Annotated in this window: 22 protein-coding genes; 6 read left to right on the top strand and 16 right to left on the bottom strand. The window is 62.2% G+C overall.

Going from position 1 to position 19458, the window contains the following annotated elements; genetic code table 11:
• Positions 1 to 21: 21 nt before the first annotated feature.
• Entirely contained in the window at positions 22 to 567 is a 546-nt protein-coding gene (locus DL899_RS16850) for an AAA family ATPase (protein ID WP_111735536.1), read from the top strand.
• Here the strand turns inward: DL899_RS16850 and DL899_RS16845 are convergent, their stop codons facing one another.
• From DL899_RS16845 to DL899_RS16825, 6 genes are all read right to left on the bottom strand, one after another.
• Positions 568 to 1443, bottom strand: coding sequence for a PhzF family phenazine biosynthesis protein (locus DL899_RS16845; protein ID WP_111735523.1), 876 nt, complete (start codon positions 1441 to 1443; stop codon positions 568 to 570). It lies immediately after the preceding gene.
• A gap of 19 nt (positions 1444 to 1462) precedes the next feature.
• Complete coding sequence (locus tag DL899_RS16840) at positions 1463 to 2008, bottom strand: YbhB/YbcL family Raf kinase inhibitor-like protein (RefSeq protein ID WP_111735522.1); 546 nt, start codon at positions 2006 to 2008, stop codon at positions 1463 to 1465.
• Between the two features lie 90 nt (positions 2009 to 2098).
• Positions 2099 to 3349, bottom strand: coding sequence for an MFS transporter (locus DL899_RS16835; RefSeq protein WP_111735521.1), 1251 nt, complete (start codon positions 3347 to 3349; stop codon positions 2099 to 2101).
• Positions 3342 to 3599 (bottom strand): hypothetical protein, encoded by a 258-nt coding sequence (locus tag DL899_RS19475; protein ID WP_162685619.1) that lies wholly within the window; start codon positions 3597 to 3599, stop codon positions 3342 to 3344. Before DL899_RS19475 ends, DL899_RS16835 begins: the two co-directional genes overlap by 8 nt.
• 100 nt (positions 3600 to 3699) lie before the next feature.
• Positions 3700 to 4086, bottom strand: a complete 387-nt coding sequence (locus DL899_RS16830; protein WP_204355340.1) for a cupin domain-containing protein — start codon at positions 4084 to 4086, stop codon at positions 3700 to 3702.
• Between the two features lie 8 nt (positions 4087 to 4094).
• On the bottom strand, positions 4095 to 4472 hold the full coding sequence (locus DL899_RS16825; protein ID WP_111735519.1) for a nuclear transport factor 2 family protein: 378 nt from the start codon (positions 4470 to 4472) through the stop codon (positions 4095 to 4097).
• A 158-nt stretch (positions 4473 to 4630) separates the two neighbouring features.
• Here DL899_RS16825 and DL899_RS16820 point away from each other — a divergent pair, with 158 nt between their 5' ends.
• Positions 4631 to 4879 (top strand): hypothetical protein, encoded by a 249-nt coding sequence (locus DL899_RS16820; RefSeq protein WP_111735518.1) that lies wholly within the window; start codon positions 4631 to 4633, stop codon positions 4877 to 4879.
• Here DL899_RS16820 and DL899_RS16815 read toward each other — a convergent pair.
• Positions 4876 to 5337 (bottom strand): PaaI family thioesterase, encoded by a 462-nt coding sequence (locus DL899_RS16815; protein ID WP_111735517.1) that lies wholly within the window; start codon positions 5335 to 5337, stop codon positions 4876 to 4878. The genes DL899_RS16820 and DL899_RS16815 overlap by 4 nt on opposite strands.
• Before the next feature lie 473 nt (positions 5338 to 5810).
• On the opposite strand from DL899_RS16815, the gene DL899_RS16810 reads away from it, so the two are divergent.
• Both DL899_RS16810 and DL899_RS16805 read left to right on the top strand, forming a co-directional pair.
• The gene (locus DL899_RS16810; protein ID WP_239494743.1) at positions 5811 to 8456 is read left to right on the top strand and encodes a TrlF family AAA-like ATPase; all 2646 of its coding nucleotides are present in this window, start codon (positions 5811 to 5813) and stop codon (positions 8454 to 8456) included.
• A gap of 245 nt (positions 8457 to 8701) precedes the next feature.
• Positions 8702 to 9595 carry an MBL fold metallo-hydrolase gene (locus DL899_RS16805; protein WP_111735516.1) on the top strand — a complete coding sequence of 298 codons (894 nt, stop codon included), beginning with the start codon at positions 8702 to 8704 and terminating at the stop codon, positions 9593 to 9595.
• 40 nt (positions 9596 to 9635) lie between these two features.
• Here the strand turns inward: DL899_RS16805 and DL899_RS16800 are convergent, their stop codons facing one another.
• From DL899_RS16800 to DL899_RS16785, 4 genes are all read right to left on the bottom strand, one after another.
• Complete coding sequence (locus DL899_RS16800) at positions 9636 to 11075, bottom strand: IS1182 family transposase (RefSeq protein WP_111735515.1); 1440 nt, start codon at positions 11073 to 11075, stop codon at positions 9636 to 9638.
• 222 nt (positions 11076 to 11297) lie between these two features.
• Positions 11298 to 12146: a pyridoxal kinase gene (gene pdxY, locus DL899_RS16795; protein ID WP_111735514.1), complete on the bottom strand. Its 849-nt coding sequence runs from the start codon at positions 12144 to 12146 to the stop codon at positions 11298 to 11300.
• Positions 12143 to 12823: an MOSC domain-containing protein gene (locus DL899_RS16790; protein WP_111735513.1), complete on the bottom strand. Its 681-nt coding sequence runs from the start codon at positions 12821 to 12823 to the stop codon at positions 12143 to 12145. Before DL899_RS16790 ends, pdxY begins: the two co-directional genes overlap by 4 nt.
• A complete protein-coding gene (locus DL899_RS16785; protein ID WP_111735512.1) occupies positions 12820 to 13515 on the bottom strand; it encodes a glutamine amidotransferase in 696 nt (231 codons plus the stop codon). Before DL899_RS16785 ends, DL899_RS16790 begins: the two co-directional genes overlap by 4 nt.
• A gap of 93 nt (positions 13516 to 13608) precedes the next feature.
• On the opposite strand from DL899_RS16785, the gene pdxR reads away from it, so the two are divergent.
• Positions 13609 to 15021, top strand: a complete 1413-nt coding sequence (pdxR, locus tag DL899_RS16780) for a MocR-like pyridoxine biosynthesis transcription factor PdxR (RefSeq protein ID WP_111735511.1) — start codon at positions 13609 to 13611, stop codon at positions 15019 to 15021.
• A gap of 2 nt (positions 15022 to 15023) precedes the next feature.
• On the opposite strand, the gene bioB is transcribed toward pdxR, so the two are convergent.
• From bioB to DL899_RS16755, 5 genes are all read right to left on the bottom strand, one after another.
• Entirely contained in the window at positions 15024 to 15998 is a 975-nt protein-coding gene (gene bioB, locus DL899_RS16775) for a biotin synthase BioB (RefSeq protein WP_111735510.1), read from the bottom strand.
• Positions 15995 to 16552, bottom strand: coding sequence for a biotin transporter BioY (locus DL899_RS16770; RefSeq protein WP_111735509.1), 558 nt, complete (start codon positions 16550 to 16552; stop codon positions 15995 to 15997). Before DL899_RS16770 ends, bioB begins: the two co-directional genes overlap by 4 nt.
• An 84-nt stretch (positions 16553 to 16636) precedes the next feature.
• A complete protein-coding gene (locus tag DL899_RS16765) occupies positions 16637 to 17305 on the bottom strand; it encodes a GntR family transcriptional regulator (RefSeq protein ID WP_111735508.1) in 669 nt (222 codons plus the stop codon).
• A 38-nt stretch (positions 17306 to 17343) separates the two neighbouring features.
• Positions 17344 to 17856 carry a hypothetical protein gene (locus DL899_RS16760; RefSeq protein ID WP_162685618.1) on the bottom strand — a complete coding sequence of 171 codons (513 nt, stop codon included), beginning with the start codon at positions 17854 to 17856 and terminating at the stop codon, positions 17344 to 17346.
• Positions 17857 to 17885: 29 nt separating this feature from the next.
• Positions 17886 to 18479: a LysE family translocator gene (locus tag DL899_RS16755; protein WP_111735506.1), complete on the bottom strand. Its 594-nt coding sequence runs from the start codon at positions 18477 to 18479 to the stop codon at positions 17886 to 17888.
• 227 nt (positions 18480 to 18706) lie between these two features.
• Here DL899_RS16755 and DL899_RS16750 point away from each other — a divergent pair, with 227 nt between their 5' ends.
• Positions 18707 to 19348, top strand: coding sequence for a hypothetical protein (locus DL899_RS16750; protein ID WP_162685617.1), 642 nt, complete (start codon positions 18707 to 18709; stop codon positions 19346 to 19348).
• The last annotated feature ends 110 nt before the right edge of the window (positions 19349 to 19458 follow it).

Raw genomic sequence — 19458 nt, 5'->3', positions numbered from 1 at the left:
TTTCTTTCCACTAGGATCAAAATAAACGACCGACTTTTCGTCATTACCGGCGGCCCGGGATCGGGCAAGACGACGCTTCTGTCCGCACTGGCGCGGCATGGTCTCACAACAATGCCCGAAGCAGGTCGCGCGATCATTCAGGATCAGACCCGGATCGGCGGGACAGGGTGGCACGGTCAGGACCGGCAGCTTTTTGCAGAGCTCATGCTCGGCTGGGAGATGCGCTCTTGGCACGAGGCGCAGGGGACCGACGGTCCGGTGGTCTTCGATCGCGGCATTCCCGATGTGATCGGTTATCTTCAGCTCTATGAGGGAGAGGCGCCCGCACATGTTCACGCGGCGGCCGAGCTCTACCGGTATCGCCCGACGGTCTTTCTTGCGCCGCCCTGGCCCGAGATCTTCGGTCAGGATGCGCAGCGCGGGCAGGATTTCGACGAGGCGGTTGCGACGGCAGAGGCAATGGAGCAGGCCTATGCCATGGCGGGATATGACCTGCTGCCGCTGCCTTTGGCCACGGTCGAGGCGCGGGTCGATTTTGTTCTGGAGGTTTTGGATCAGTCCATCTGATCAGGACGCGTCACCCAGATCCAGTTCGCCCCGCAGGACGATACAAGCGGCCCCGCCTATGGTGATCCGCAGCCCTTCTGCTGTCGTTTCCCAGCCCGCGTGAACCAGCCCGCGCCGACCCATCTCGACCCCTTGCTCCGACAGGTAACCACCCCGAGGCACCGCGTCGCGATGCGTGGCGATCCACGCAGCGATGGCACCATTGCCAGACCCACAAACAGGATCCTCGGCCACGCCCTCACCCGGAGCAAAGGTGCGTACACGCAAGCGCGGCGTGGCCCCGGACCCGCTGTCGGCAAAGACCGTGAGCCCTGCCGCGCCGAGCCCATGGCAGATCCGCTCGATCCGGCCGAGGTCGGGTCGCAGGCCGGCCAGTGCCTGGACGTCGTGAAGCTCAAGCAACAGCCATGGAACCCCCGTTGAGACGATCTGATGCGGGCTGTCCGCGAGCACGTCGAGCGGAAGGCAGTTCGCCTCGGCAAGTTCAGCTTTGGCGACCGGCACATCGCGGAATTGGGGCGTTGCCTGCGTCATCGTGTAAAGGTCGTCTTCGACGCGGATCGGAACCAGTCCGATGCCGCATTCCTGCGTCAGGCTTTGGGGCGTTCTGCTTTGCTCGCCGCAAAACGCATGGGCGGCGGCAATGGTCGGATGACCGGCGAAGGGCAGTTCGCGCACCGGGGTAAAAATGCGGGCGCGATAGTCCGCGTCACCGGTCGGGCGAAGCAGGAACACGGTCTCGGAGAGGTTCATCTCGCGCGCGATGCGTTGCATGATCTCGGTGGACAAGTCGTCGGCGTCGAAGACCACCGCCGCCGGATTGCCGAGCAAGGGGCGGTCCGAAAAGGCATCGATTTGAAGCATACGTTTCTTCATGATCGGTAAGTCCTTGCTTTCAGCGCCCGAAGCGCGCTGTCAGTGTCACACTGCCGAGGCTGTGCGCGTGGATCATGTAGCCGGCGAGGGCGGGCATGGCGCTGGCGTCCAACCCCAGGCTCGGCACGTCGATGGCATAGACGGTGAACTCGTAGCGATGAGCGACTGCGCCCTCAGGCGGGCAGGGGCCGCCATAACCGGGCTGCCCGAAATCCGTCAGGGACTCGACCAGAGGGGCGGGCAGGTAGCCAGAGGCGCCCGCGAGCATCGCTCGTGTGTGCGCCGGAATATCCAGAACGATCCAGTGCCACCAACCGCTGCCGGTCGGGGCGTCCGGGTCGTAGACCGTAATCGCGAAGCTCTGCGTTCCTGCGGGCGGGTCATTCCAGACCAGGTGCGGGGATTGGTTGAGCCCCTCGCACCCCATGGTCGAATTCACCAATTCCATGCGGATCGTTTCACCCTCCCGCAGGTCGCGGCTGTCCAGATCGAACGCGTGAGCGACAACGGGAGCGGCGGCGAGCGCCATTGAGAACAGGGCAGTACGACTTAGGTTCATCAACATGAATGTCTCTCCTCGACTTCCATGATTTGACGGTATTCCAATGCGTTAGACGCGGCGATTGAGAATCTTTCAGGGTCCCGGTGGAAATGATCACCGAACCTTGTCCAGACGCAGGGCGCGACCTTGATGCAGAGCCATCCACGCCAGAGCGATGGCTTGTAGACCGGCGATCAGCGCGATGAACGTCACATGGGCGGACGAAATGCTCCACCCAAGCCGAGCCAAAGCCTCGATGCCTGCGCCGATGCCGCCCTGCATCAAGAAGCCGGTGAGGACGGCGCCGAGATTGAGCATGGCGATAGCGCGGCCGGACACTGCGTCGGGTAGCAGCCGGACCAGAAGCGCGTAGGCAAGGATGGGACCCGCGGTGAACAGCCCGTAGCCAGCCCAGAGGATGGTCTGCAGTGACGCGCCTGCACCGGCAATCGCGAGCTGACACAGAACAAAGCCAAGCGTCAGGGCGAACGTCAGGTGGAACAGGTGCCGGTCGGTGCGGGCGATCCGATCGGCGAGAAGGCCGAAGCCGAATTGCCCCAAGATGACGGCAAAGGAGAGCGCCATCAGAATGCCGGCTGCCGTAGTCGACGGGAGATCAATCGCGTCGCGCAGCCAGACCCCGGCCCAGAGCCCCTGATAGGCGACCCAGGCTCCCTGACAGAGGGCCGAAGCCGGTGCGATGGTGAGAAAGGCGGGGTGCGTGAGGACACCACGCAGTCCCTTCACAGCCGGTTCCAGCACCGCTGGTGCGGCTCGTTCCCTCGTCCGGGGCGGAACCACCGCGGCGATGATCAATGCAATGGTGGCAGTGACGCCGGCGAGACCCAGAAAAATTTCGCGCCAGCCGATTTGGCGTAGCAGCCATTCGGTCGGGCTGGTGGCCGCGAGGGAACCAAGGCCGGCCGCTGCGATCGTGATGGCGTTTACCAGGGGCAGGCGCCCCCTCGGCCACCACAGGGTGTTCGCCTTGTAGGCGCCGGTCCAGCAAGCGGAAAGTCCGAGGCCGATCATGAAACGCGCCAGGACGAGCATGTGGGCTGTTTGTGCCCCGGCGAAGAGCGCGGATGCGACGACAGCCAGGAAGAGCGTAGTCACCAGAACGCGTTTCGGCCCGAACCTGTCCAGGGCCTGGCCGACGAACAGCTGCGAGCCGGCCAGTGCGCCAAGGAAGGCGGAGGTCATCATGCCCATGGTCGCAGGCTCAAGCTGAAACTCGGCCGTGAGACGAGGCTCCAGAACAGCGTTCACATTTCGAAAGAGTTCGGAGAGCAGGTAGGCGAAGGTGAATGGCAGAGAGACGAAGACGATGCGGCGCAACGGGGACAATTGGGCTGGGTCAGTCATGCGCGTGGCCGGACCAGATGCAGCAGTCGTCCCTCAGGGAGTGTACCCGCCCGAGGTCGTCGGTTTGCTCGGCACGATCCTGAATGGAGCCCGTTTCGCCAGATCGGTGAGGATAAGAGACGAAGGACAGAAATGTCAGCAGGATGGCCGTGACCCAAAGAAGTGCAAGTCGTTGAAGACCCGACAGGCCGGGAGTCGGTGTCTCGCCAGAGGCGGCGCTCAAGGATTTTCTGAGATCATTGATGTTCATGGCTTCTGGCATCCGCTCTTTGTCTCAAGTGCTAGCCGGGAGCCGCCTCCACGCCGATTGAGAAGGTCTCAACCGAGCGGGAGATTTTGTCCGGGGCGGGCTAGAGCCAATACATCGGATGGTGTGCTACATCCGCCGGGATGGCCGCATGGTCTTCGACCGGATACCGGTCGCCGACCGTATCAGGGGCGGACACGAGCAGGATGCGCAGATCTTCGGGCCCGTTGTTCTGCACTAAATGTCCCAGGCCCGGGGAGATTTCCAGGGCCTCTCCCGCCTTGGCCAAGAGGATACGGCCCGGAACCCTGATCGTCAGTTCCCCGGCAAGGACATAGAAGATCTGGCGGGAGACCCGATGATAATGTGGTGCTTCGGCACCGCCGGGCGGCAGGCGCTCTTCGCGCAGCGAAAGTTCGGGGCGATCGACCAGTTTCCAGCCGTCGCAGCCGTTACCCCAAGGGTAATGGTTTTCGTCGGTCGCGCGCAAGGGGCCCGTCATTCCTCGGACCCGTAATAGGCTTCGCCCAGAAACTGGATGCCCTCGCGAAACCGCATGTGTTCGCAGGCATGCCTGACCCGACCGCCGGCTCGCGACACATAGAAAACCGTCACGGATTGCGCCTCTTCGTCTACGGCGGTTCCGCTCAGTTCGAAATGCAGATCGGGCACGCGTGCCAGGGCGTCGGTCCAGTACTGCCGCAGGGCGTCCTTCCCAATGATCCGGGCGTCACCCGCCACCTGCTTGGCGAGAGGGCTGATGAAGACGGAGTCTTCGGCGAATGGCGCGAGAACCGTCTCGACGTCATGTGCGTTCCAGGCAGCGATCCAATGCCTGGCGTGGGTTTCAAGGCCAGTGCGGGAAAGTCTTGTCATTCTTCCGGTATCCTTCTCCGTCCGCTTTCGCGGTCGAGGCTGACTGTCATGCGGCGGCATGGCTGCTCGCAATTGAGGAAACTTCCGGAGGTCCTGAGGATTTCGCGGCGACAATCACAGAGAGGAATTCTCAATATCCGCTGAGGGAACCGAAATTCATGGCCCTGGTCACGGGGTGCATTCTCTGGGGGAAGACACCGGAGGTGACCATGAACCCGCGATGCACGGCAAATTCAACGCAAGAGCGCGACAAAGATGGTCTCGCATCACGCGCGGCTCGGCTGCCGCGCCGTTTTCGGGCCTTTTACCGCTTGAGCGACACGGCGTTGGAAGATCTGGGATTGGATCGCCAAAATCTGCCGATCTTCAATCCCGTTCGGGCCATTCGCCGAGAAGACCTGTTCTAGCGCGAAGCGGGCAGGTCTGGCGTGTCATGCAAGCAGATCAGGGTTTGCATCCCCGTGGCGACATGTTTGCGGCGTTTTCCATCAACGCCCCATACATCGAGCTGGCAGATGGTCAGTGTGCGACCATTCTTGATCACGCGGCCGACAGCCTCGAGATAATCTCCTTGCGCCGGGCTGATCAGGTTCAGTTTGAACTCGACCGTCAGGACTGAACTGCCTTCGGGGAAGAGAGTGAACCCAGCGTAACCGCCTGCGCTGTCGGCGATGGCCGATGTTCCGCCGGCATGAAAGTAGCCATGCTGCTGCGTGAGTTCTTGGCGGAACGGCAGTCGCAACTTGACGATCCCCGCGCGCACCTCCGTTATCGCGGCCCCGAGATGCGCCATAAGTCCCTGTCGCGCAAAGCTTTCGCGCGCTCGAATGATGATTTCCTCTGAAATTGGATCGCCGACCTGCATAGCTATTCCTCCACATCTTGGCCGGGGAAGTATGCATAAGGCATAGGTCTCGGCGCGTGAGGAATTCTCAGTCCCAACTGAATGTTAGGCGCCGGAGCATAGCGTTGTGCGGCCCTCGGCTGCCTAAGATTCGCGATTCAGGGCCTGCAGAAGTTCCATTGCCGTCACGGCTAGAGGCTCTGGCACGAAGGGGCGGACAGCGGACCTTCACTGCATGTGCGGCACCACCCGTACAAGGGCATTGAAGCGGACTCGAGGCTCCTTGACGATAGGATCGTCGGCTCTCCCGAGTCCCTGCAACACAGTTGCAGGGACAGCTCAGACACAGTCGCTGTTGCACCTCATGACATGTCATACTGTCGCCGCCCGCGCGCCGCGCTGGACATCCTCGGACCTGTCGGCTTCTGACTTTACACAACCCCTCATTGCGTGATTTCATTGTCAGAAGATGGCTTTATCACAGGATTTTAAGATTGAGTGAGGCTCTTCAGAAACTTTTCGAACATGGCGCACAGTGGTTAAGGGCAGATTTTCACCTGCACACTCGAGCAGATAAGGAATTTCGCTATGATGGCGACGATGACCGTTTCGTCGCCAGCTATGTAGAGGCGCTTGAAGCTGCCGGAATACGCCTTGCTGTCATCACCAACCACAACAAATTTGACCTTGACGAATTTAAGGCACTGCGCAAAAGGGCGCGCAAATCCGGCATCGGTGTGCTCCCTGGCGTGGAGCTGTCCGTCAAGGACGGCGCAAACGGTGTTCACACACTTGTGGTATTTTCCGAAGCTTGGTTGGCCGAGGGGCAGGATTACATCAACCAGTTTCTTGGCGTTGCATTCGCTGGCAAGGTCCCCGCGCAATACGAGCAGGAAAACGGACGCAGCAACGACGACCTAATCGAGACGCTGAAGACGCTGGAAGCATACAACCGTGACTTTTTCATTATATTCGCACACGTTGAGGCTAATAGTGGATTGTGGAAAGAGTTAAGCGGGGGCCGAATGGGCGAGCTTGCCGCTGAGCCGCTCATTCAAAAATATGCTCTGGGCTTCCAGAAGGTTCGCACCCATGACAAACCGGATAGCGTTTGCCGCACGAAGGTCAAGGGCTGGTGGGGCGATCAATATCCGGCCGAAGTAGAAGGCTCTGATGCAAAAGAAATAACCGAGATCGGCAAAGGCAGAACGGTCTATCTGAAGTTGGGCGATGTTGGCTTCGATGCCGTAAAGTTTGCCTTGACCGATCATACTTTCCGCGTTGCGTCGGAATTTCCGTCCTTAGGGCATTCCCATGTCAACGCTGTTCGCTTTGAAGGCGGGTTGCTGGATGGCAGTCGCGTTACTTTCTCCCCGCATCTGAACTGCCTGATCGGCATCCAGGGCAGCGGAAAATCCTCTATCCTGGAAAGCGTGCGTTATGCCCTGGATATCCCCTTTGGCGACAAAGCGCAGGACAAGGAATACAAGGACAAACTCCTGCCCCATGTTCTGAAAAGCGGCGGCAAGGTGATTGCTGAAGCGACCGATCGGCATGGCGGTCGCTTTGAGGTGAGACGCATTTGGGGGCACTCTCCAGATGTCTATGTCGATGGCGTGCTGCGCCCGGGAGTCTCTATTAGGGAAACGATTATCGCCAAGCCACTTTACTTCGGGCAGAAGGACCTCGCCGCTGCTGGGAAAGGCTTCGGGCACGATCTTGTCGAAAAGCTCATGGGTGATAGCCTTAAGGGCGTGCGGAAAAAGATCGAGGAGCGCGCAGACGAACTTAAAACGGCGATAGAGAACTTCCATTCCGCGCGAAGCGATGCAGAGGACAAGCAGGCGCTAGAAGATGAACTTGAGAATGTCAAATTCAACTTGGAGCAATTTGACAAGCACGGCGTCAAGGACAAGCTTGAAAAGCAACTGATTTATAACGAGGACTTGACCTACTGTCAGGGCATTCACGAGGCAGCTGAGGCTTGGCGCAAGACGATTGATGATGCGGCAAACCAGGCCGAAGAAGATTTCAAACTGATCGAAGTTCATTCCTCCGATCAGAATGCAGATTTCTTCACGCGCTATGCGGCCAAGGTGGAGGAACTAAAAGGCACGGTTGCGACAGCCAAGGCCCTTGCTGCCACGATCAAGACTAATTCCACCGAATTAGATGAACTGCGCCAGGAGCTTGAAGGCGTGCGAGACGGCCTGAAGGAAGAGTTTGCCGAGACCGAACGGGAGCTGGTCAAGGCGTTGCAGGAACAGGGCGTTACCTCGATCCAGCCAAATGCCTATATCAACTTCACTCAGCGCAAGCAGGAGCTTGAAACTGGAATCGCCGAGCTTGCCAAGCGGACGGGCAAGGAAAGAACAAGACTTGAGGCCGTTCTGACGGCCATGAACTTGCTGAATAATGCATGGCACGATGAATTCAAACTCATCGCGGCGGCGCTTGAAATCATTAATGAATCGCAAGGATCACTGAGAGTAGAGGCGGCGTTCAAGGGAGACCGCAACGCTTTTAAAGTCCACATTGACGGATTGCTTCGAGGAAATAATCTCCGCAAGGAATATTACAATGATCTTTCCGAGGCTTATTCTGATTTTGGCGAGGTTTTCAAGGACCTCGAAAAGGCTTGTGCTCACGCAAAGGGGAAGAGCCAGGACTTCAGAAGTCTCTTCATAGAAAATCTCTACTCACTCATCGCCTATCAGGTGCCCAACAGCTATTCAGTGACGTATCACGGCAAGGCACTCTTGTCTCATTCTCTGGGCCAGCGCGCCTCGGCGATGATGCTCTTCCTGCTTAGCCAGAAAGAGAATGATCTTCTGCTCATCGACCAGCCAGAAGATGATCTTGATAGCCAGACCGTTTACGAAGAGGTGGTCAAACTGCTTCGTCGGCTCAAGCCGAACCAGCAATTCATCTTCGCGACGCACAACGCGAATTTCCCGGTACTTGGAGATGCCGAAACCATTACTACATGCCGCTTCCGAGATGATGCAATCTCAATATCAGTCGGAAATATTGACGATAAGTCCTGCCAGGCCAACGTCATCTCCATTATGGAGGGCGGCCCGGAGGCATTTGAGCGCCGTAAGACGATCTATCAAATTTGGAAATCCCGCCGCGCTTGAATGCGTTAAAGAAGCCGAAGCGTTTCACGCCCTACCTCCCAACGACATTCTCCCTTGGTCTTGTTATGAGCCGCCATGGATGATCGGTTCGGGGACGCTGCAATGCCGCGACAATCAAATCGCAGAATGTCAGCGAAGGGCTGACCAATTTCGCGAGGGCAAGCCTTTGACTGGCATCAAGCTACTGAAGATCGGTCAAGAATTTTGACCCTACTAAGACCGAAATCTTGAAGGAGAGACGATAGATGCAAGTGAGGATGGTCCAGCATGCAGTTGGTCAGGGCGGCTTGCATTGCGGCGAGCTGACGCTTGGTCAAAAGCCGCTACGCTGGGTGTACGACTGCGGCTCCAATCAGGCCGATGCGTTGAAGCGGGAGGTCGGTTCCATCGCCAGAGACGGCGAAATCGACTTGCTTTTTCTTTCTCACCTCGACAGCGACCACGTCAACGGTGTCGATCTTCTACTGTCGCAGGTAAAAGTCCGCGAGGTGATCTTGCCTTATCTTAATGAGGAAGCCCTAGTCGCAACCATCGCGCGTGATGTTTCCCGCGGGGCATTGACGGGAGTGCTCGTCGAGGCTGTAAGCGATCTGTCGGGTTGGTTTGGCAGCCGCGGCGTTGAAACCGTCACTTTCGTCGACGACAGTGACGATGAAGGGGGCGACGGCCCGGATGTGCCTGACGCTCCGGCTGGCGGCGGTGATGGCGACTGCACCGCCAAATGGACGGGTGAACCGGTACCTTTCCCGGAGACTAGCTCCGTTGCTCAAACTGGCGCAGGTACCGCAAAGATGCGGCGAGCTTTTCCAGGGGCGGCTCTCCTTGTGATGACACCGGGCGGGCAGCTCAATTGGGCATTGGTGCCCTATGTCCATAAACCATCCGCGGCTTTGATGAAGGCCTTCAACGATGCTCTAGATGCCGAGTTCGGTAAAGGCACGGACAAGAAAGCTATCGCTCAATCAGCGAAGGACCCGGCAGTACGGGAGAGGCTGCGTAACTGCTATGACGCGCTTTGGGCCGAGGCTGTGTGGAAACGCGTGGCGACGTCGGTGGCGTGGGCGATCGGAGCATTTCGAGAGAACAGGTTCACAATGAGCGCACATCGCGTTCATCGCTCCTCTGGGAGGGTGATCTGACGGCCAATGGTCGGCCTCATGTAGCTCCAGACGACTGAGATCAGCCCTTCATGGCCCGCATCAGCCCCCTGACGCCGAGCAAGGCGACCATTCGCTTGATGTTGTAGGCCAGCACATTTAACGCCATCTCGCTCCGGACATTCTTCAGCCTGCGCGTCAGGAAATGGGTTCCGCCCATCCACGCCTTGATCGTGCCGAACGGGTGCTCGACGGTGCAGCGGCGAAGGGTCATGTAGTCCGGGTCGCGCCCCAGACGGTGATCCATGTCGTCGACCAGATCTTCGCGTTCCCAACGGGAAATCCGCCGCTCGTTGCCAGTCGTGCAATGCGTCCGGAGTGGGCAGGTCTTGCATCCGTTGATCCAATATCGCCGGATCGGGATCCCGCGTTCCTCGGTCGTGTAGCGGTAGGTCAGGTCTTCGCCTGCCGGGCAGACGTAGACGTCCCGTTCGGCGTCATAGACGAAGTCCGCCTTCACATACATGCCCTTGGCCGCATTGCCCGAGGTCGCGGGCCGCGGCACGGTCGTGGTGATGCCCGCCTCGTGACAGGCCAGGATCTCGGGGCTGCTGAAATAGCCCTTGTCAGCGATGGCATGCAGTTCGTCCCGCCCAAGCGCGGCCTTGGCCGCAATGGCCATCGGGCTGAGCTGTTCGCGGTCAAAGCCCTGATTGGTGACCTCGTGCGCGACGATGAGATGCGTCTCGGCATCGACAGCACTCTGCACATTGTAGCCGACCAAGCCACTGTGCCGCGCGCTGGTCGCCATCGAGCGGGCGTCGGGGTCAGTCAGGGAAATCTGGCCGTCCGGTGCGTCGGCCAAAGCCTTGTCCATCTCCCTGAGCCGCGCGATCTCCTGCCGGATGCGGCCATAGCGGCGGGACAGATGCTCGACCTTTCCGGCACGAGCCTCGCCTTCCTCCTGTCGGTCGATGCGGACCATCTCGGTGATGTAGTGTTCGACATCGGCTTCGAGATGGGCGATGCGGCTGGCGATCTTTCCCTTGGTGAAGTTCCTGTCGCGGTTGTTCACCGCTTTGAACTTGCTGCCGTCGATGGCCACACAATCGCCCTTCAGCGTGCCGATCCGGCGGCAAAGTTCGACGAACTGCGCGCAGACCTTGCGGATGCCCGCGCCGTTGTCGCGCCGGAAGTCCGCGATGGTCTTGTGATCCGGCACCAGCTTGCCGGTCAGCCACATGACCTCGACATTGCGCCCTGCCTCGCGTTCCAACCTGCGGCTCGACGGGATGCGGTTCAGGTATCCGTAGATGAACAGCTTGAGCAGGACCGCGGGGTGATAGCCGGGCCGCCCCGTCCGTGCGGGGGCCGATCGGGCGAAACCAAGATGCTGCAGATCCAGCTCCTCAACGAAGAAATCCACGACGCGAACGAGGCTGTCCTCACCGATCCAGTCGTCCAGCCGTTCCGGGAAAAGCACCGACTGGCCGCGATCAACGCCCTCGATGAATCCCGCCATGACCGCCTCCGCCTGACCTGCGGCAGTCTACCACAGAGAGCAGTTTCCACACAGCCTCGGCCGGAGGCGTAGATATTCAAGCGTGCAGCATCCTCCATGCGCTGAATAAATTCTCACCGGGTTTCATACGGATTTTGGCAGTCCGTTCGCACCCTGAACGGGGCAGGTCAGGTCACTCTATGTGCAGGCTTGATCAGGCGACGATTTCTGCATCACCCTGATTCAGCCAGACCCCAGCGAAAGAAGAGTGCGGCGGAACTCCGGCTCGCTCAGCACCACCTCGCCCGCACCAAGCGCCTCGGCGTAGCTGAGGGCGCGGGCAGTTAGGGTTTGGGCCGTCTCGATGGCGTGGGGTAATGGATGGCCCCGCCCGATGCCCGCAACCACAAGCCCGGCGAAGAGATCGCCGGTGCCGGGCAGGGCGATCGGCAGGCGCTTGGTCGGGTGGCGGCTGAGACCTTCGGGGCCCAAGAGCACCGTCTCGAGTTGCCCGGGGCCGGTGTCGTCGAGTATGCAGCCGGTGGCGATCAGATGCGCTTCGGGCGCGATGTGCAGCGCCTCGCGCGCCGCCTGAAGATCGGCCGATGTGTGGATCTGCTGCCCGGTGAGCCAGGCGAGTTCGAAGGGGTTCGGCGTGGCGATGTCGGCCATCGACAGCAGCCGGTCGCGCATTACGCCGGCGATGGCTTCGGGGACATAGAGGCCGGGACCGGTGTCGCCCATCACCGGGTCGCAGATGTAGCGCAGGCGCGGGTTCGCGGCCTTCGCCTCGGACACGAAATCCGCCACCATCTCGGCCACGTCGAGCGAGCCGATATAGCCGGTGAGGATGTAATCCGCCCGCTCGGGGAGACCGCGTTCGCGAGCGCCTTGCAGCAGGTCGGAGAAGAATTCGGGCGGCAGGGCGCGGCCGCGCAGAGTCGGGTAGTCGGGTGTGTTCGAGAAGACCACGGTGGGGATCGCAGCGACCTCAAGCCCGGCCGCCTGCATCGGGAAGAGCGCTGCGGAATTGCCGACATGGCCGAAGACCACCTGGCTTTGGATCGAAATGACGAAAGGGGGGCGTTTCATGCAGTGCCGTCCAGCCTCTTGCTCCAGTCCTCGACCCGGCGGCTATCCAGACGCCGGACCGCGTATTTGCGCCAGCCCTCGGCCAGGACATCGAGCGCGGCGATGCCTTCGAGTTCGACCAGGTTCATCCGGTCCACATAGAGAGCGTGCCAGAGCCGTCGTAAAGTCCAGTCCGGTGCCAGGCGGTCGATCAGCTCCAGCCGGTCCCAGGGGGTAACGGTGCCGGTCTGGAGCACCCGGTAATACCATCCCGTGCGCCCGGTCTGCTGCACGCGCCGCGCCATGTCGGGCACGCCGAAGCGGCGGTTGAGCTTCCAGCAGGGCTGGCGCCCCTGCGAGACCTGGATCAGCGCGCCGCCCAGCCGGAATGTATCGCCGACGGCGACCTCCGCTTCGGTGAGCCCGGCGGTCGAGATATTCTCGCCGAACCCGCCGGGAGTGGTCAGCGCCTGAAGGTCGCCGAGTTCCGCGCGCCAGTCGCTGTAATGATCGAGCGGATAATGATGCACGGCCTTCTCGACGCCGCCATGTACGCGCCGGTCGGCCTGTTCGTCGCCTTCGAACCCCTCGGGGCCAAGCCTCAGCGGGTGGGTAACCGCCGTCTTGCCGATCCCGCTCAGCGTGTCGCTTCCGGGCAGGGGAGCGGCGCGACCTGTCAGGAGTGTGACGGGCCTCATCCGTCCAGCTCCTGCAGCCAATGTTTCAGCATGGCCTGACCGGCGGTCCGCAGCGCCGGGCCATGTGCCTTGGCATCCTGCCGCAGAGCCTCGGGGGCAATCCCTGCCTGCGCCAGCTCTGCGCTGTGGCCGATCAGCCAGCGTTCGAAATCCGGCAGCATCCCGGCCTCGGGGTGGAATTGCAGGCCGAGAATATTGCGGCCCCGGGCGAAGCCCTGTGTTTCGCAGCCGGGGGTCGCGGCTAGGCGCTCGGTTCCGGCGGGCAGGTCGAAGCCCTCGCCATGCCAGTGCAGTACCGGGATGTCCGAGAGGTGGGCAAGCGGGCCGGCCCGGCCAGGCGCGGTTAGGGTCAGGGGCGCGAAGCCGATCTCCTTCTCGGCAATGGGCGCGACACGGGCTCCGAGGGCCGCAGCCATGAGCTGTGCGCCGAGGCAAATGCCGAGGGTCGGGCGATCCGCCGCCAGCCTCATGGTCAGCCAGTCCCGCTCTTCTGTCATGCAAGGATAGGCGGCGCCGTCGTTCACGCCGATCGGCCCGCCCAGCACCACGACCAGATCCGGTTCCAGCGGGTCGGGCAGGGGGTCCATCGCCGCCTCGATGTCTCGGAGCTGATAGCCGGCGTCCCTCAGAACCGAGGCAAACGTCCCGAGGTCTTCAAAGGCCAGGTGACGCAGGATCAGGGCGGATTTCATCGTCGAAGCCTCTTGCGTTTTTCGCCTCTGTGGCAAAATACTGGCCTATTCGAAAGTGCCAGTATGAATGATTGAGATAGGCCGGTTTTCGACATGCGCGAGCTTCTTGCCCTCGAGATCGAGCCGGGCCATGGCGGCCCGCTCTTCCTCGCGATTGCCGAGGCGATCACCCGCGACATCACCCGCGGACGCCTGAAGCCCGGGGCGCGGCTGCCCGGCACTCGGGCGCTGGCGCGCGAGCTGGGGGTCCATCGCAATACGGTGGATGCCGCCTATCAGGAGCTGCTGACCCAGGGCTGGCTGCACGCGGAACCGGCGCGGGGCACCTTCGTGGCGCAGGATCTGCCGCAGGGGATGCTGGTCCGCAGACCCGTGCCCATGCCGATGGACCCGGTGGCGCCACGCGCGGGGCTCGCGTTTACCGACGGCGCGCCGGACCCCAAGCTGGTGCCCGACAAAGCGCTGGCCCGGGCCTTTCGCCGGGCGCTGCTGTCGCCGGCCTTCCGCGCCGGGGCGGATTACGGCGATGCGCGCGGCACATCCTCGCTGCGCGAGGCACTGGCGGGCTATCTCGCCACGGACCGGGGCGTGGTGGCGGACCCGTCGCGGCTGCTGATCGCGCGGGGCAGCCAGATGGCGCTGTTCCTGGCCGTGCGGGCGGCGCTGTCTCCGGGCGAGGTCATCGCGGTGGAGGAGCCGGGCTATCCGCTCGCCTGGGAGGCGTTCCGCGCGGCGGGGGCAGAGGTGCGGGGCGTGCCGGTGGATGGCGGGGGCCTCAGGATCGACGCGCTGGAGCAGGCGCTGGCCGGCGACCCGCGCATCCGGGCGGTCTATGTCACGCCACATCACCAGTATCCGACCACGGTGACCATGGGCGCGGCGCGGCGGTTGCAACTGCTGGAGCTGGCGCAGCGCCATGGGGTCACGCTGATCGAGGACGATTACGACCACGAGTACCGCTTCGAGGGCCGCCCGGTGCTGCCGCTCGCCGCCCGTGCGCCCGAAGACCTGCCGCTGATCTATGTGGGCTCGCTGTCGAAGCTGCTCTCACCGGGCATTCGGCTGGGCTATGCGCTGGCGCCCGAGCCGCTGCTGCGGCGGATGGCCGAGGCGCGCGCCGCCATCGATCGGCAGGGCGACGCGCCGCTGGAGGCGGCACTGGCGGAACTGATCCGCGATGGCGATCTCGGCCGTCACGCCCGCAAGGCGCGGCGGGTCTACCGGGCGCGGAGGGATCTGTTGGCGGCGCTGCTGGGCGAACACCTCGCCGGGCGGGCGACATTCGACTTGCCCGCCGGAGGGTTGGCGCTGTGGCTGCGTTGCGAGGGGAGGTCAGCCGAGGATTGGGCCGAAGCTGCGGGACAGGCGGGTCTGGCCCTGCTGCCGGGTACGCGCTTTGCGCTTGAGGGCCCGGCGCCGCAGGCCTTCCGGCTGGGCTATGCGGCGCTGGACGAAGGGCAGATCGACCGGGCGGTGGAGATCCTCGCCCGGAGCGTTCCGGCATGACCCTATTCCGCCGCGACCCGGGGCCGGGCCTGCGCGGGGGCGATGTGCATCCCCAGCCGGGTCAGCAGGTCCTGATCCTTCCACGCCGCCGGGTTGCCGGTGGTCAAGAGCTGGTCGCCCACGAAGATCGAGTTCGCCCCGGCGAGAAAGCACAGCGCCTGCAGCTCGTCGCTCATCCCCGTGCGCCCCGCCGACAGCCGCACGACCGAGGCCGGCATCAGGATGCGGGCCAGCGCCACGATGCGCACCAGTGCGAAGGGATCGACGGCCTGGGCACGCGCCTGCACCGGCACGCCGTCGATCTCGTTCCACAGGTTCACCGGCACGCTGTCGGGATGCGCGGGGAGTGTGGCCAGCGTCACCAGCATGGCGATGCGGTCCTCTTCGGCCTCGCCGATGCCCAAGATGCCGCCGCAGCAGACCTTGATACCGCCCTTGCGGACCTGTTCGACCGTGTCGAGGCGGTCCTCCATCGTCCGGGTGGTGGCAATCTGGGCGTAATATTCGGGCGAGGTGTCGATGTTGTGGTTGTAGAAATCCAGGCCCGCCGCCTTCAGCCGCGCGACCTGTTCGGGCGACAGCATCCCCAGCGTCATGCAGGTTTCCAGCCCCAGATCGGCCACGCCCCGCACCATGTCGCAGAGCTTGTCCATGTCGCGATCCTTGGGGCTGCGCCAGGCGGCCCCCATGCAGAACCTTTGCGCGCCCGAGGCCTTGGCGCGCTGTGCGGCGGCCAGAACCTCCTCGGCTCCCATGAGCTTGGTGGCCTTCACCCCGGTCTCGTGATGGGCCGATTGCGAGCAGTAGCCGCAATCCTCGGGGCAGCCGCCGGTCTTGATGCTCAGAAGGCTCGCGGTTTCGATCGCGTTGGGGTCGAAATGCGCGCGGTGGAGCGTCTGGGCCCGATGCATGAGGTCGGCGAAGGGCAGGGCGTGGATCGCCCTGGCCTCCGCCATGGTCCAGTCGGTACGGATCATTCTGCGCGGGCCTTGAGGCGGGCGAGTGCGGTGATGAGGCCCGAGGCCAAAGCCAGCTTGACCAGATCGCCGAGGATGAAGGGTGTGAGACCCGCGGCCAGCAGTTTCGGCGCCGGAACGAAGGTGCTGAGCCAGGCGAGGCCGAGGGCATAGGTCACGGCGAGCCCCGCCAGCATCGCCCCGAAGCGCCCGATCAGCCCGCGCCCCTGCGCCAGCCAGCCGGTCAGGCCCGCGCCCATGAGGTAGCCCGCAAGATAACCGCCGGTCGGCCCAACCATGTAAGCCAGCCCGATTCCGCGTTCCGGCGTGCCCGAGAAGACCGGCAACCCCAGAGCGCCGGCCCCCAGATAAGCTGCCATCGCCGCCAGACCCAGCCGCGGGCCAAGGGCGGCCGCCAGGAAGAACACCGCCAGCGTGTGCAGCGTCATCGGCACTGGCCAGAACGGGATCTGGATCTTGGCGCCGAGCGTGATCAGCGCCGCGCCGCCGAGCGTCAGCGCGAGGCCGCGCCAAAGCGCTGCGGGGCGGGTCAGAGTGGGGGTGAGAAATGCCATGGGTCTGTCCTCCGAAGATAGGCATCGAGTCTATCTATAATTACGAAGGCTTTTCGTGGTTCTGACAATTTAGTTTATAGATAATTATCCGGGAATCTCGTAAGTCTCTCGTATATCTGCATTTTTCATCGCGCCCTTGCGCTTGCCGATCCAGCCGACATGGCGCGCGAGCGTGGCACAAGCGAGGTCGGTCTGCCCCTTGCGCAGCGCGTCGAGAATGGCGCGGTGGTCGTGATCGGTCCGTGCCTCCCAGTCGCGCCGCCAGGCGGCGAAGAGGAACCGCGCACTGGCGGCCTGCAGGTCGTCGATCGTCCGCAGCAGACGCGGCATCCGGCAGGGGGACAGGATGAGCCGGTGAAAATGGCGGTTTGCTGCCTCCCAGTCACGGACGGTACTGGCACTGTCGCCGTGGCGCGTAACCTCTTCTGCTTCCTGCAGAATGGCGCGTGTCATGTTGGGCGCGGCGTGGCGCAGTGCGAGGCTTTCGAGGCTTGAACGCATTTCGGCTACCTCGCGCAGTTCGGCCACGTCGAATTCGGTGACGCGAAAGCCGCGCCTCGGTTCGCTCTCTGCCAGGCCCTGGGTCTGCAACTCGCGGAAGGCCTCGCGCACCGGGACATGGCTCGCGCCGAACTCGGCAGCGACATGGTCCTGCCGGAGCCGCGCGCCGGGCGGAATCTCGCCCGAGATGATACGGTCAGCAAGGACGCGGGCGATGCGGGCGGACTGGGTCTCTTCGGGAACGTGTTTCATGAATTATAGATAATTCATGCCGCGCTGCCAGTCGACAGTTAAGATGTGCTCCGCTGCTCTTCTGTGATCGTCGCCGTCTTGTAGGACCTGGCAAGCCTCTGCAGGCTCAGGCAGCCCTTGGTTGCAATGTTGGGAAGTCGCAACTCGTAAAGATCAGCGGCTCCGACACGTCTTCCCTCTTTCGGAGGTCGGCTGACACATCGGAAGGTCAGGATCGTCCGCCAGCCCCCGAGAACGTGCCAACTTGCTCTGACGTCGATATCTCTCCATGGGATGATCGCCTCGGGATCAATGGCGTTCATGAGGATGCCCTGCGCCGTGAATGTCAGTATCGGGCCTTTCCGTCGTCCGTACTTCCAATGCAGGAGGACCGGCACAAACCCAAGTGGCGCGGCCAATGCCAGAAATGCCACCTGAGAGGGCCTGCCATCGACGCCGGGCTCCTGACTAAGAGACATCGCCACCGCGAGAGCTGGAACGAGGAAGAGCCCGGCCATAAGCCAGAACCCGGCAAGCCGGAAATACGACAGCCAGATCAGCAGATCGGGCATCGAATGCGCTTGGCGTGCCTTGTCCACCTTCAGAGCCAGAACATAAGGCACGTTGCCGATGTGAGCGCCGCGAGGGTTCGATTTGCGCGCCTGAGGCTGGTCGGACTCGAGAGGTGGCGCCGCAGGGCGGATCCCATGGCAGACCAGACGGCCATGCACGGGGTGCCGATCAATGCGAAGGCCAAGCAAATGATCAGCAATTGAGGAAGAACCGCCTTTTCGGGCTGCAGAAATGCCGACACGGCGGTGAGCGCGATCAGCCAAGATTTCGGATTGATGAACTGGAACAGCAGCGCCTGAGAAAACGAGATCGGGGTGGCATTAGGTGATTGCGCCAGCGCATCTGCTTTCCAAAGCTTCAGGGCGAGCCAGAGCAGATAGAACGTCCCAGCCACCTTGAGTGCCAACTGGATACTGGGAAACTGTGCGAAAAGGCTGCTGAGACCGGCGGCCACGAGCAGGATCTGGGAGATTACACCGGTCGGAATGCCAACGATCTGCGGTATGGTGCTCCGAAAGCCAAACACCAGCCCCGCGTTCGCGAGAAGCATGTTGTTTGGCCCCGGGGTGATCGACATGACAAAGGCGTAGAGCGCCAGGGCTCCTATTGTGGTAAACTCCATTTGCGACCTTCCCAGTTCACACGAATACATGCTCCGCGTTCTGGACGGGCAGGGCGATTGAGAGCTTCTCAACTCGGCATGAGCAGAATCCACGCTTGTCACGTGCCGGAACGCGAGGGACGCGGTCTCATTGGGTGGCGCTACCGCGGTTCATTCGCTTAGAAGGAGCCGAAAGGTCCGAATGCGAGGTGCGGGCTGAGCTCGCGCCCGCCCGGAAGCGAACTAGAATGACCAGCAAGCCACCCCCGTTGAGCAGAGCAGAAGACCGATTTGAGGTTTCTCGGGAACAGCTCTTCGAAGAGGTTTGGGAAACGCCGATCCTTCATTTGGCCGAGAAGTATGCCGTCTCAGGGTCGTACCTGGCTCGAGTGTGCACGGTGCTGCGCGTTCCCAGGCCCCCGGTTGGATACTGGCAAAAGAAGGCTGTTGGCAGGGCTCCCCGCCGACCGGAACTGCCCGAGGCCCAGCCCGGAGATCAGCAGATCTGGAGCAAGGACAGGCCTCTCGCACGTCCCGCGAGAGAAGAGCGCGGTGAAGAGCGGCAGAAAGAAGGCCGGGGTGCGGCAAGGCCCGCAGTGAATGCCCTGCTGCGTGGGACGAAGAGCCAGTTTCTCAAGACCCGCAAGATTGATGCCAACGAATTCTTGCGCCCATACAAGCAACTCCTTCCTGACATCGTTACATCCGCCGCGTCTCTGGAACGAGCGCTCGACCTCGCCAATGGTCTCTATCTGGCGTTTGGAAAAAAGGGGTATCCCGTGCGGTTCGCCCCTCCGGATCAGAAGTTGCAGCGCGCAAAGATCGAAGAGCGGGAGACCGTCCGCCACGACCGGAAATATGGTCAGTATGGGCTGTCCGTCGTCATATAAAATGGGACATCAGAGCGGTTTGCGGATTGGAGGCTCTGGCACGTTTGTGTGATTGATTATGCCGCCTGTTTTTGATGTTGCAAGCGGCGCTGTCGGATTGTCAGTTTCTT

This window comes from Roseovarius amoyensis, from assembly GCF_003260265.1.
Lineage (GTDB): Bacteria > Pseudomonadota > Alphaproteobacteria > Rhodobacterales > Rhodobacteraceae > Roseovarius > Roseovarius amoyensis.
Note: the sequence above shows the minus strand (reverse complement) of the source record. Positions and strands in the feature narration are given on the sequence as shown.

Bases quoted from the DNA above. Each gene is read 5' to 3' on its own strand.
- DL899_RS16845 (WP_111735523.1), bottom strand. From the start codon at position 1,443: ATGAAGAAACGTATGCTTCAAATCGATGCCTTTTCGGACCGCCCCTTG.
- DL899_RS16840 (WP_111735522.1), bottom strand. From the start codon at position 2,008: ATGTTGATGAACCTAAGTCGTACTGCCCTGTTCTCAATGGCGCTCGCC.
- DL899_RS16835 (WP_111735521.1), bottom strand. From the start codon at position 3,349: ATGACTGACCCAGCCCAATTGTCCCCGTTGCGCCGCATCGTCTTCGTC.
- DL899_RS19475 (WP_162685619.1), bottom strand. From the start codon at position 3,599: ATGAACATCAATGATCTCAGAAAATCCTTGAGCGCCGCCTCTGGCGAG.
- DL899_RS16825 (WP_111735519.1), bottom strand. From the start codon at position 4,472: ATGACAAGACTTTCCCGCACTGGCCTTGAAACCCACGCCAGGCATTGG.
- DL899_RS16820 (WP_111735518.1), top strand. From the start codon at position 4,631: ATGGCCCTGGTCACGGGGTGCATTCTCTGGGGGAAGACACCGGAGGTG.
- DL899_RS16815 (WP_111735517.1), bottom strand. From the start codon at position 5,337: ATGCAGGTCGGCGATCCAATTTCAGAGGAAATCATCATTCGAGCGCGC.
- DL899_RS16805 (WP_111735516.1), top strand. From the start codon at position 8,702: ATGCAAGTGAGGATGGTCCAGCATGCAGTTGGTCAGGGCGGCTTGCAT.
- DL899_RS16800 (WP_111735515.1), bottom strand. From the start codon at position 11,075: ATGGCGGGATTCATCGAGGGCGTTGATCGCGGCCAGTCGGTGCTTTTC.
- pdxY (WP_111735514.1), bottom strand. From the start codon at position 12,146: ATGAAACGCCCCCCTTTCGTCATTTCGATCCAAAGCCAGGTGGTCTTC.
- DL899_RS16790 (WP_111735513.1), bottom strand. From the start codon at position 12,823: ATGAGGCCCGTCACACTCCTGACAGGTCGCGCCGCTCCCCTGCCCGGA.
- DL899_RS16785 (WP_111735512.1), bottom strand. From the start codon at position 13,515: ATGAAATCCGCCCTGATCCTGCGTCACCTGGCCTTTGAAGACCTCGGG.
- pdxR (WP_111735511.1), top strand. From the start codon at position 13,609: ATGCGCGAGCTTCTTGCCCTCGAGATCGAGCCGGGCCATGGCGGCCCG.
- bioB (WP_111735510.1), bottom strand. From the start codon at position 15,998: ATGATCCGTACCGACTGGACCATGGCGGAGGCCAGGGCGATCCACGCC.
- DL899_RS16770 (WP_111735509.1), bottom strand. From the start codon at position 16,552: ATGGCATTTCTCACCCCCACTCTGACCCGCCCCGCAGCGCTTTGGCGC.
- DL899_RS16765 (WP_111735508.1), bottom strand. From the start codon at position 17,305: ATGAAACACGTTCCCGAAGAGACCCAGTCCGCCCGCATCGCCCGCGTC.
- DL899_RS16760 (WP_162685618.1), bottom strand. From the start codon at position 17,856: ATGCCCGATCTGCTGATCTGGCTGTCGTATTTCCGGCTTGCCGGGTTC.
- DL899_RS16755 (WP_111735506.1), bottom strand. From the start codon at position 18,479: ATGGAGTTTACCACAATAGGAGCCCTGGCGCTCTACGCCTTTGTCATG.
- DL899_RS16750 (WP_162685617.1), top strand. From the start codon at position 18,707: ATGACCAGCAAGCCACCCCCGTTGAGCAGAGCAGAAGACCGATTTGAG.